This is a genomic window from Janthinobacterium sp. BHSEK (genome assembly GCF_056174685.1).
In genome coordinates this window covers 1-511 of sequence record NZ_JBWBYV010000215.1, presented here as the reverse complement: position 1 = coordinate 511, position 511 = coordinate 1, and the positions used below count along the sequence as shown (strand labels likewise).

At 58.3% G+C, this 511-nt stretch carries 1 pseudogene; it reads right to left on the bottom strand.

The window, feature by feature from the left end:
• A pseudogene (locus AC0V2Y_RS28505) lies at window positions 1-511 on the bottom strand (SAM-dependent DNA methyltransferase); the annotation flags it as partial.

Here is a 511-nt window from a genome sequence, read left to right as displayed (position 1 = left end):
GTGTCGGCGCCGTCAAGTCTTTGATCTGGGCTTCCTTGAGTTCGCTGAAGTCAGCCTTGACCTTGGCGCGAATGAGCAGCGCCTGGTCGGCATCGAACACACCATAATCGTCCTCCGTCCAGGCCGCACCGAATTGTTCATAAACCCAGCGCATCGGCGCATTGAACGGTTTGGGTGCGAAGCGCAAGTCAGCCAGGCGCTCGTCGCTCAACTGAGCCGACGTGCGCAGCGCGCGCTCAACAGTGATGCGCCGGTAGCCGAATGCATGGGTAGGGAATATCTTGCTGGCGAAAGTTTTAGGTGCTGGCGCACTGCTTTTCTCGGACTTGCGGCCGCGGCTGCTCTTGACGTCAGACTGCTTGTCGAGCACCGTCGGGCTGATCTCTTCAAAATTGGCGAAGCTGCGCGTAATGAGGGCAATATCGTCCTCGGACATGACATTGCGCTTGCTGCCGAGCGACTTGCGCATCTTCTCGCACAGGTCGACGCCATTAATCAACTGCACCTTGCC